Here is a 10,122-nt window from a genome sequence, read left to right as displayed (position 1 = left end):
GCCGGCACCCCGCCGGGCCCGGCCGCTCCCGCCGACGATCTGCGCTCCCGGCTCGCCCGCTGGACCCTGGAGGAGGCCGAGCTGCTCGGCGTCACGGGCCGTGGCGCGCTCTCCGCCCAGGGCCGCACGCTGCTCGGCGCCGCGGCCCCCGGTTCGACGACGGCCGCCGCACCCGAGGACCCCGCCCCCGCGACGGGTGTCGAGACCGGTGCCGCCGCCCGCGCCGCCGCCGTCCTCGCGCCCCTGCTGCCCGAGCCGCTCGATCACGTACTGCTGCAGGCCGATCTGACCGCCGTCGCCCCCGGCCCGCTCGAGCGGCCGCTCGCGGAGACGCTCGCCGTGCTCGCGGACGTGGAGTCCAAGGGCGGTGCGACCGTGTACCGCTTCACACCCGGTTCGGTACGCCGTGCACTCGACGCCGGCCGTACCGCGTCCGATCTGCACACCTTCCTCAGCGAGCACTCCCGCACGCCGGTGCCGCAGCCGCTCACGTATCTGATCGACGACGTGGCCCGCAAGCACGGCCATCTGCGCATCGGTGCCGCCTCGGCGTACGTCCGCTGCGACGACGACACCGTGCTCGGCGAGATCCTGGCCGACAAGCGCGCCCAGAGTCTGCGGCTGCGCCGTCTCGCCCCGACCGTCCTCGCCGCCCAGGCCGACCCCGGCGCGCTGCTCGACGGGCTGCGCGCGATGGGCTTCGCACCCGCGGCCGAGACCGCCGACGGCGACGTGCTCATCACCCGCGCCCACGCGCACCGCACGCCGCCGCGCTCCGCACCCGACCCCGTGCCCGACGGCCCGCCGCCCCCGGACGCCACACTGCTGGACGCCGCGGTCCGCGCGATCCGGGCCGGCGACCTGGCCACCACGGCCCCTCGCCGCACCGCCCCGCACCGGACCGGCGAACTCCCCCGCACCACCTCCGCCGAGACCCTCGCCACCATGCAGGCTTCCGTCCTCACCGGCGCGGCCCTGTGGATCGGCTATGTGAACGCCGAGGGCGCCGCCAGCCAGCGCGTCATCGCCCCCGTCCGGGTCGAGGGCGGATTCGTCACGGCCTACGACCACACGGCGGACGAGGTCCGTACGTACCCGCTGCACCGCATCACCGGCGTCGCGGAGCTGGTGGAGGAGCCGGCGGGCAAGTCGGCGGAACAGGCGGGCAGTTGACCGGCCGGCCCGGTCCGGAGGCTCAGTGCCCGGCGGGGCTGCCGATGCGGAGCAGATTGCCGCTGCGGTCGACCAGGGCGAATTCGCGCAGGCCGTAGTCGGTGTCGGTGGGCGGCACCAGACGGCTGCCGGTGGCGGGATCGGCGCGGATGCCGAGGCTCTCCCACTCGCCGTGCAGCGCGTCCGCGTCCGGGACGTGCACATAGCAGGCGCCCGCCGTGCTCAGCGGGTCCATGTCCGGCTCGTGCGTGAAGTGCAGCTCCACCGTGCCGCGGGCGACGATCAAGTACCCGTACTGCTCCACGTACTCGCCGCGCTGCTCGAAGCCGAGGCGGGCATAGAACTCCTGCGTCTCGGCCAGGTCGCGGCTCGGCAGGATCGGTACGGCGTATGCGTCCATACGGCACACGGTAGGACGGACGACCGACACCGCGCCCGCCCTTGGCCACGCACCCTTTACCTCAAGCATGATTGAGGTTCTACGGTCGATCCGTCGGCGGGAACAGCTGACGGAAGCACACGACCGAGGGGTGCCCCATGACCGCAGACCAGCAGACCCACACCGGCGGCGACCGCGCGCTCGCCGCCGAGCCGATCGCCTACTGGACCGGGATGGCGCACAAGGAGGTCCTCGCCTTCATCCGGGCCCAGCAGGCGAAGCTCGGGTTCACACAGCCGCAGTACTGGATACTCCGGCACCTGTCGCCGCACGACCTGGCGACCGACGGCGGCCGCGGCATGACCGTGCCCGAGATGATCGAGACGATGAAGACCTACCTCCAGTTCGAGGACGATCTCGCGGCGGAGGCCGAGACCCTGCTGGACCGCGGTTGGATCACCCGGGGCGCGGACGGCCGGCTGCGGATCACCGAGGCCGGTGACACGGCTCGCGCGGATCTCAAGACGCACGCACCCGCCTGGCGCGACCTGATCCACGACGGCATCGACGACGCGGACTACGTGACGACCGTGCGCGTACTGCAGCGGATGCTGCGGAACGTGCGCGCGACCGAGGACGGATCGGACCCGCAGCACTGAACGCGCGACCGAGGACGGGCTCGCGCCGCTGAGCGTACGACCGAGGACGGCCCCGCGCCACTGAGCGCGATCGCACACCGGACGGCCGCCGCCCGGCATCCCTGTGCCGGTAAACTCTGGAGTTTCGCGCGTCGGCGCGGGTTCGCTTCCCGGAGGTTCATGTGTCCTGTCTGATCGTCCAGAGCGACAAGACGCTGCTGCTCGAGGTCGACCACGAGCAGGCGGAGGCCTGTCGCCGTGCGATCGCGCCGTTCGCGGAGCTGGAGCGTGCGCCCGAGCACATCCACACCTACCGGGTGACACCGCTCGGCCTGTGGAACGCCCGGGCGGCGGGCCACGACGCGGAGCAGGTGGTGGACGCGCTCGTCGAGTTCTCCCGCTATCCGGTGCCGCACGCGCTGCTCGTCGACGTCGCGGAGACGATGTCCCGGTACGGCCGCCTCACCCTCTCCAAGCACCCCACCCACGGCCTTGTCCTGACCAGCACGGACCGGCCGGTGCTCGAGGAGGTCCTGCGGTCCAAGCGGATCGCGCCGCTCGTCGGTGCCCGGATCGACCCGGACACGGTGGCCGTGCACCCCTCGGAGCGCGGCCAGATCAAGCAGACCCTCCTCAAGCTGGGCTGGCCGGCCGAGGACCTCGCCGGCTACGTGGACGGCGAGGCGCACGAGATCGGGCTCGACGAGTCCGGCTGGGCCCTGCGGCCGTACCAGAAGCAGGCCGTGGAGAACTTCTGGCACGGCGGCTCCGGTGTCGTCGTGCTGCCCTGCGGCGCGGGCAAGACGCTCGTCGGTGCGGGCGCGATGGCCGAGGCCAAGGCGACCACCCTGATCCTGGTCACCAACACGGTCTCCGCCCGGCAGTGGAAGCACGAGCTGGTCAAGCGGACGTCGCTGACCGAAGACGAGATCGGCGAGTACTCCGGTACCCGCAAGGAGATCCGTCCGGTCACCATCGCCACGTACCAGGTCCTCACGACCAAGCGGAAGGGCATCTATCCGCATCTGGAGCTCTTCGACTCCCGGGACTGGGGTCTGGTGATCTACGACGAGGTGCATCTGCTGCCCGCGCCGGTCTTCAAGTTCACCGCGGATCTGCAGGCGCGCAGGCGGCTCGGCCTGACCGCGACGCTTGTGCGTGAGGACGGGCGGGAGTCGGACGTCTTCTCGCTGATCGGGCCGAAGCGCTTCGACGCCCCGTGGAAGGAGATCGAGGCGCAGGGGTACATCGCGCCCGCGGACTGCGTGGAGGTCCGGGTCAATCTGACGGACAGCGAGCGCCTCGCGTACGCCACGGCCGAGTCGGACGAGAAGTACCGCTTCTGCGCCACGACGGCCACCAAGCGGAAGGTCACCGAGGCCCTGGTCGCCCGGCACAAGGGCGAACAGACCCTGGTCATCGGCCAGTACATCGACCAGCTCGACGAGTTGGGCGAGCATCTGGACGCCCCGGTCATCAAGGGCGAGACGACGAACGCGCAGCGCGAGAAGCTCTTCGAGGCCTTCCGGCAGGGCGAGCTGAACGTCCTGGTGGTGTCGAAGGTCGCGAACTTCTCGATCGACCTGCCGGAGGCGACCGTCGCGATCCAGGTGTCGGGCACCTTCGGCTCCCGGCAGGAGGAGGCGCAGCGGCTCGGCCGGGTGCTGCGTCCGAAGGCGGACGGCCACGAGGCACGCTTCTACTCGGTCGTCGCCCGCGACACCATCGACCAGGACTTCGCGGCCCATCGCCAGCGCTTCCTGGCGGAACAGGGCTACGCGTACCGCATCGCGGACGCGGACGACGTCCTGAAGGAGGCGTGAGGGTCCGGGGGCGAGTCGCCCTCACCCCAGGACCAGTGACTCGTCCCCGAAGTCGGCCACGATCTTGAGTCGTCCGCCGAGGGCCGCGACGTATGCCGCGAGCGTCTCGACCTCGGTACGCGTGACGGCTCCCTTCTCGATCTGCGAGACGCGCCCCTGGGTGACGCCGAGGACCTTGGCCACGTCCGTCTGGGCCATGCGCTGACGCTTACGGACCTCGGCGAGGCGGTGTGCGCGGACCTCGGCCATGAGTACGGCCTTGCCTTCCGCGATCCGGGCCTCCTCCTCCGCGGTGAAGTCGAGTACGGCCCGCAGGTCCGCCCAGTCGGTGGCGCGTGCCTCGTCGGCGCTCACGATTCCTCCTCCATGTAGTCCGCGTAGGCGGGGAGCCGGGGTGTCACCACGTCCGGTGATGATCAGCCCTCCGGCAGGGTGAACACCAGGAGGAGCGGCACGAATTGGACCAACACCGCCGTGGACGCCAGGACGATCCTGGCCGCCGTGAAGCGGTGACGTGCGGGCAGGGCCCAGGCCGCGGCCAGGCAGACGAGTGTAGTGGCCAAGCAGATCAGGAACGACGTGGTGACGGCGTCGAGTGCGTCCAGGAGCTCCTGGCTGCAGTCGCTGTAGCAGGAGTCGGTGGCCATGACGGACAGCCCCACGAACACGAACACCACCGGCAGCAACGGCACCAGGAGCAGCGTCGCGACGAGGGGCGCGAACCTGCGGCCCGCAGGGGCGTCGTCCACGTGCTCAGGTGCCTGGTCCGTCGTCATACGACCAGTGAAGGCGGCGAAGGTCGGGGCGGCTATCCGTGCTCGTACTCAGTCGGCGGCCGTGCCGGGCTTGCGACGGGGGTCAGCGGCGTCGTACGCCCGCCTCGGTGTCGTGGGTGCTCTCGCCGAGGAGGACGACGCCTATCGCGGCGCCGGCGAAGACCTTGGCGGCGCGCAGGGCGCTGCCGATGCGGTGGCCGGCAGCGGCGGCGGTGCCGTGGTGCCGGGCGGTCCGGACGGGGGCGTGGGTGAAGGATGCGCTGCTCATGGTGTCCATGGTGGGCTCCGGACCCCTCCGCGCACATCGACCCGCGGGTCCATTCACCGGCCCGCTCCGGGTCCACCTGGAGGTGGACCCGCTCCACCTCAGGTCACATACGGACCCCTACTGGCCCCTACGGGCACCAGGGCGCCGACCTCTGCCGATCCGCCGGGCGATCCGCCGGGCGACCGCAAGCCGCGAAAACCATTTGTCCCCACCCCCACCCCTTCGCTTAGACTCCCGCCTTCCCGCCTCCCAAGGCATGTCCTCGTGGAGCGCCGCCGCCCGGACGGTAACCGGTCGGCTGCCGCAGCAGGCCGGCCGCTCGATCAGCACCGCCCGAGCCGCCCGCCTCCCCTTTCACACACCCGGAGGCAGCACCACCATGTCCGAGGACGTACAGCCCGGCACGGCCGTCGACGACCCCGCGCGCGAGGGTCCGATCGCGAGCGAGCAGGCGCATCTGGCCGCCTCGCGGAGCGCCCTGCGGGCGATGCGCGAGGACGTCGAGTCCCTCGACATCACCGACGTCACGGCGAACTGGGTCAACTCGGAGGTCCTCAACCGGCAGATCGAGGACCGCATCAAGGCCCTCGCCGACCTCTCCCACACCCCGCTGTTCTTCGGCCGCCTGGACCACCTGCACCGGGTCGGCGCCGAGGAGGCCGAGGGCGCGGACGGCGACCGCTTCTACATCGGCCGCCGCCATGTGCACGACGCCGACGGCGATCCGATGGTGATCGACTGGCGCGCACCGGTCTCCCAGGCCTTCTACCAGGCCTCCAAGCAGCACCCGATGGACATCGCCCTGCGCCGCCGATTCGGTTACACGGGCGGCGAGTTGACCGCGTACGAGGACGAGCGGCTCTCGGACCCCGCCGAGGCCGAGCACAGCAGCAGGCTGCTGCAGCAGGAGATCGAGCGCCCGCGCGTGGGCCCGATGCGGGACATCGTCGCGACGATCCAGCCCGAGCAGGACGAGATCGTACGGTCGGGGCTCGGCGGCACGGTCTGCGTGCAGGGCGGCCCGGGCACCGGCAAGACCGCGGTGGGCCTGCACCGCGTCGCGTATCTGCTCTATGCGCACCGCGAGCGCCTGGCCCGCACGGGCACCCTGGTGATCGGGCCGAACAGGTCGTTCCTGCACTACATCGAGCAGGTCCTCCCGGCGCTCGGCGAGCTGGAGGTCAAGCAGGCCACGGTCGACGACCTGGTCGCGCATGTCGAGGTGCGCGGCACCGACGGTCCGGCCGCCGCTCTACTGAAGGGCGACGCCCGGATGGCCGAGGTGCTGCGGCGCGCGGTGCGCTCCCACGTCACACTGCCCGAAGAGGCGCTGATGGTGGTGCGCGGTTCACGGCGCTGGCGCGTGCCGGCATATGAACTGGCCGAGATCGTCCAGGAGTTGCTGGACCGCGACATCCGCTACGGTGCGGCTCGTGCGGCGCTGCCGCAGCGCATCGCGCACGCGGTCCTGGTACGGATGGAGCAGGCGGGCGAGGCCCCGGACGACCGGGTGCAGGACGCGGTCGCGCGGAACGCGGCGGTGAAGGCGGCCGTCAAGTCCTGCTGGCCGCCGGTGGATCCGGCGAAACTGGTGCTGCGGCTGCTGTCCGACGCGGAGTTCCTGGCGGAGCACGCGGAGGGGATCCTGGATCCGGACGAGCAGAAGGCGGTCCGCTGGGAGAAGCCGCCGCGCTCGGTGAAGTCGGCCAAGTGGTCCGCCGCGGACGCGGTGTTGATCGACGAGGCGCAGGATCTGGTGGAGCGCACGCATTCGCTCGGCCATGTGGTGCTCGACGAGGCGCAGGACCTCTCCCCCATGCAGTACCGGGCGGTGGGCCGCCGCTGCTCGACCGGTTCCGCGACGGTACTCGGCGACCTGGCGCAGGGCACCACGCCCTGGGCGACGGCGAGTTGGGACGAGGCTCTCGCCCATCTGGGCAAGCGGGACGCACTGGTCGAGGAGCTCACTGCGGGCTTCCGTGTGCCGCGTGAGGTGATCGCCTTCGCTTCCCGGCTGCTGCCCGACATCGCGCCGGGCCTGACCGAGGTGCGGTCGGTGCGTGAGTCGCCGGGGGCGCTGGAGATCCGGCACGTACCGGGTGCGCCGGCGGCCGAGACGGTGCGGGCGTGCCTCGAGGCGCTCGGGCAGGAGGGCTCCATCGGCCTGATCGCCGCCGACATCCGGGTCCCGGAGCTGGCCCGCGCCCTCGACGAGGCGGGCGTGCGGCATCTCGCGCCGGGCGAGGAGACCACGCAGGACGCCCGGCTCACGCTGGTCCCCGCGTCGCTGGCCAAGGGCCTGGAGTACGACTACGTGGTCCTGGACGAGCCGTCCGCGGTGGTCGACGCGGAGCCGGACGACCGTACGGGCCTGCGCCGCCTGTATGTGGCCCTGACCCGCGCGGTGTCGGGCCTGACGGTCGTTCATGGGGCGCCGCTGCCGAGTCAGTTGACCACGTGAGCCCGCGCTTCGGGACGCACGGCGGAACCCCGCCGGGGTAGGGGGTTCCCCGGCGGGGCGTCTGCCGGCCGTCCGGCCTCGTGGCCGTCCGGTACGCGTGACAGTCCGTGCGCGTGGCCGTCAGCTCGCGGCGCCCGCCACGACCCGCTGGATCGCCGCGACGGCGACGGCGGGCTCGTCGACGTAGATGTAGTGCTCGCTCTTCCTGGCGACGCTGAGCTTGCTGTCGGCGGACAGCTTCAGCCACTCGTGCTCGCCCAGGGTCCAGTCGTCCTCCAGGCTCTTGCCGTACTTGGGGATGGCACCCAGATACTGCTTGCCGTGCTGGATCACCTCGACCGGGATGTCCCCGGCCGAACGCACCGGGCCGTCGGGGGTGACCAGCTTCTCGGGCCCCTTGCCCTGCAGGACCATCAGCGTCTTGTCGCGCAGCTGGGCCGACTGCTCGTCCGCGTCCGCCGGGATCGTCCGCTTCAGGTCGGCGGCCTGGGTCGGCGAGGTGGCGTCTAGCAGCACGAGGCCCTTGATCCGGTCCTGGTGGTCGGGGGCGTAGCGGCCGGCGAAGAGGCCGCCGATGGAGTGCCCGGCCAGCACCACGGGGGCGTCGCCGGCGACCTGGTCGAGCACGCCGGTCAGGATCTTGCCGGCGTCCTCGACGGTCTGGAGGCCGTCGGGCTTGTCGCTGGCGCCCGCGCCGAGGCGGTCGTAGGAGCAGACGCGGTCCTCGGTGCTGAGTTCCTTCTGCAGGCCGGACAGCTTCTTGACGTCGTCGCCACCGCCGTGCAGAAGCATGACGACGGGCTTGCCGTCGGCCTGCTTGCCGGAGCAGGAGACATTGACCGTGTGACCCTCGACCTTGATCTTCTTTGCGGTGAAGGCCGCCGCTTCGTCCGCCTGCTGCTCGTCGCCACCGGCGCTCCTGCTCGCGGTCGGCTTCGCCTCGGACGCCTTGTCCGCCTTCGGCTCGTCCTCGCATCCGACGAGTCCGGCCCCGGCTGCTGCGCAGCACAGCGCGACGACGGCGGTCTCGCGCACCCGGCGGATCATGCGGCTGTTGCGGTTCATCATGGCCTCGCAGTAAGTGATCTGACATGTGGTCACGGTGCTTGCGGTGGACGAACCATGCGCCCGGAACAGACCCCGACGCCCTGGCCACCGACCGCAACCCCGTGTGCGCTGCGGTGCATCGGACGCTACGGAAGCGGGCCCTGTCGACGCGTCACCGCACGGTGGACACCTCCACGTAGCTCCCCCGGGGGACAAGCGCGCACCGCCCCTCCTCCTGCCGATCGAGCGGCGGGCCCGCCACCGGCAGAGCTGCGAGCCCTACGGTCGTGTCCATGGGCATCCACGACGAGCCGGCGCGGCCGGTGCTGCTGATCGATGTCGACGGCCCGCTGAACCCGTACGCCGCGAAGCCCCATCGACGGCCCGCGGGATACCGGACGTATCGCATCCTGACGCCCCGCTGGGAGGCGGCCGAGCGGGAGCGCCTTGCGGCCTGGGGGCAGCCGGTCGGCCGGGTGCGGCCGCTGCGGGTGTGGCTCGACCCGTCGCACGGGCCGGCCCTCGCGGCGCTGCCGTACGACCTGGTGTGGGCGACCACGTGGGAGGAGGAGGCCAACTCCTTCATCGCGACCGAGCTGGGTCTGCCCCGACTGCCCTATCTGGTCTGGCGGTCGCCGCGCCCCGATCCCCCGCCCGGCGTGTACTGGAAGACCCCGGAGATCGTCGACTGGGCGCAGGGCCGCCCCTTCGCCTGGATCGACGACGAGATCTCGGATGCGGACCGCGCCTGGGTGGCCCACCACCACGCCGGCCCGGCCCTCCTGCGCCGCATCGACCCCCGACTCGGCCTCACAGGGGCCGACTTCACGGCGCTGGCCGCATGGGCGGCGGATCCGGGCGGCGGTGGTCGTCGCTCGTGAGCCGGTGCGCGATGTGTGCGACTGGCACACATTGAATATGTCGCTGACGACATATAGCATCGACGAGTGAAAGATCTTTTCGCAATCGAGATCGAGCCGGAGGTGCGAAGTTGGCTGGAGACACTGCCCGCCAAGCACTTCCTCAAGGTCGATGAGTACGCGGGGCTACTCGCCGAGCACGCAGCCAGTCTCGGCGAGCCCTACGCCCGGTACCTCAGCGACGGCATCCGGGAACTGCGCCCGACCCTGGGCGGTGCGGGCCCCGCGCACGACGAGTTCGTGCGGGTCATTGAGGAAGGTGAGGTCGCGAAATGAGCCACAGTCGCTGGAAGACCGTACGCGAGCGGAAACTCAAGGACGGGTTCACCGAGCCCGATGACGTGACTGAAGCCCGCCAGGAGATCCGGCTCTCCATGGCGCTCGCACAGGCCGTGTACGACCGCAGGGCCGCGCTTGGACTCACGCAGCGGGAGCTCGCGGCGCGTGCGGGACTCACCCAGGCCAAGATCTCCCGGATCGAAGGCTCGGACACCGTCCCCACGCTGCCGCTGCTCACCAAGCTCGCCAAGGCCCTTGACGCATCCTTGGACATCGCCCTCGACGAGGACCTGGCCAAGGTTGCATTCACCCCGCACCACAGCGACGCGGCCTGACCGTCGCGCAGTTCGGCGGAGCC

Annotated in this window: 12 protein-coding genes; 7 read left to right on the top strand and 5 right to left on the bottom strand. The window is 71.5% G+C overall.

The window, feature by feature from the left end:
• The coding region (locus DY218_RS09910) for a helicase-associated domain-containing protein (RefSeq protein ID WP_199566681.1) at window positions 1-1,173 on the top strand (1,173 nt) is incomplete at its 5' end.
• A 22-nt stretch (window positions 1,174-1,195) separates the two neighbouring features.
• On the opposite strand, the gene DY218_RS09905 is transcribed toward DY218_RS09910, so the two are convergent.
• A complete protein-coding gene (locus DY218_RS09905) occupies window positions 1,196-1,573 on the bottom strand; it encodes a bleomycin resistance protein (protein WP_128555558.1) in 378 nt (125 codons plus the stop codon).
• Window positions 1,574-1,710: 137 nt separating this feature from the next.
• Here DY218_RS09905 and DY218_RS09900 point away from each other — a divergent pair, with 137 nt between their 5' ends.
• Both DY218_RS09900 and DY218_RS09895 read left to right on the top strand, forming a co-directional pair.
• Window positions 1,711-2,211, top strand: coding sequence for a MarR family winged helix-turn-helix transcriptional regulator (locus DY218_RS09900; RefSeq protein ID WP_128555557.1), 501 nt, complete (start codon window positions 1,711-1,713; stop codon window positions 2,209-2,211).
• 161 nt (window positions 2,212-2,372) lie between these two features.
• Complete coding sequence (locus DY218_RS09895) at window positions 2,373-4,013, top strand: DNA repair helicase XPB (protein WP_128555556.1); 1,641 nt, start codon at window positions 2,373-2,375, stop codon at window positions 4,011-4,013.
• Window positions 4,014-4,034: 21 nt separating this feature from the next.
• Here the strand turns inward: DY218_RS09895 and DY218_RS09890 are convergent, their stop codons facing one another.
• The 3 genes from DY218_RS09890 to DY218_RS34175 all read right to left on the bottom strand — a co-directional run bounded on the left by DY218_RS09890 (window position 4,035) and on the right by DY218_RS34175 (window position 5,057).
• The gene (locus DY218_RS09890) at window positions 4,035-4,370 is read right to left on the bottom strand and encodes an XRE family transcriptional regulator (RefSeq protein ID WP_407703594.1); all 336 of its coding nucleotides are present in this window, start codon (window positions 4,368-4,370) and stop codon (window positions 4,035-4,037) included.
• A gap of 59 nt (window positions 4,371-4,429) precedes the next feature.
• Entirely contained in the window at window positions 4,430-4,789 is a 360-nt protein-coding gene (locus DY218_RS09885) for a hypothetical protein (RefSeq protein WP_128555554.1), read from the bottom strand.
• 82 nt (window positions 4,790-4,871) lie between these two features.
• Window positions 4,872-5,057 carry a hypothetical protein gene (locus DY218_RS34175; RefSeq protein WP_158574002.1) on the bottom strand — a complete coding sequence of 62 codons (186 nt, stop codon included), beginning with the start codon at window positions 5,055-5,057 and terminating at the stop codon, window positions 4,872-4,874.
• A gap of 379 nt (window positions 5,058-5,436) precedes the next feature.
• Between DY218_RS34175 and DY218_RS09875 the strand changes: the two genes are divergently transcribed.
• Window positions 5,437-7,518, top strand: coding sequence for a HelD family protein (locus DY218_RS09875; protein ID WP_128555552.1), 2,082 nt, complete (start codon window positions 5,437-5,439; stop codon window positions 7,516-7,518).
• Window positions 7,519-7,638: 120 nt separating this feature from the next.
• Here DY218_RS09875 and DY218_RS09870 read toward each other — a convergent pair whose 3' ends face one another.
• On the bottom strand, window positions 7,639-8,565 hold the full coding sequence (locus DY218_RS09870) for an alpha/beta fold hydrolase (RefSeq protein WP_128555567.1): 927 nt from the start codon (window positions 8,563-8,565) through the stop codon (window positions 7,639-7,641).
• Window positions 8,566-8,858: 293 nt separating this feature from the next.
• Here DY218_RS09870 and DY218_RS09865 point away from each other — a divergent pair, with 293 nt between their 5' ends.
• The 3 genes from DY218_RS09865 to DY218_RS09855 all read left to right on the top strand — a co-directional run bounded on the left by DY218_RS09865 (window position 8,859) and on the right by DY218_RS09855 (window position 10,099).
• A complete protein-coding gene (locus tag DY218_RS09865) occupies window positions 8,859-9,446 on the top strand; it encodes an HAD domain-containing protein (protein WP_128555551.1) in 588 nt (195 codons plus the stop codon).
• Window positions 9,447-9,512: 66 nt separating this feature from the next.
• Entirely contained in the window at window positions 9,513-9,761 is a 249-nt protein-coding gene (locus DY218_RS09860; RefSeq protein WP_128555550.1) for a type II toxin-antitoxin system RelE/ParE family toxin, read from the top strand.
• The gene (locus DY218_RS09855) at window positions 9,758-10,099 is read left to right on the top strand and encodes a helix-turn-helix domain-containing protein (RefSeq protein ID WP_128555549.1); all 342 of its coding nucleotides are present in this window, start codon (window positions 9,758-9,760) and stop codon (window positions 10,097-10,099) included. Before DY218_RS09860 ends, DY218_RS09855 begins: the two co-directional genes overlap by 4 nt.
• Window positions 10,100-10,122 lie beyond the last annotated feature (23 nt).

This window comes from Streptomyces triticagri (assembly GCF_003429565.1).
Lineage (GTDB): Bacteria > Actinomycetota > Actinomycetes > Streptomycetales > Streptomycetaceae > Streptomyces > Streptomyces triticagri.
Note: the sequence above shows the minus strand (reverse complement) of the source record. Positions and strands in the feature narration are given on the sequence as shown.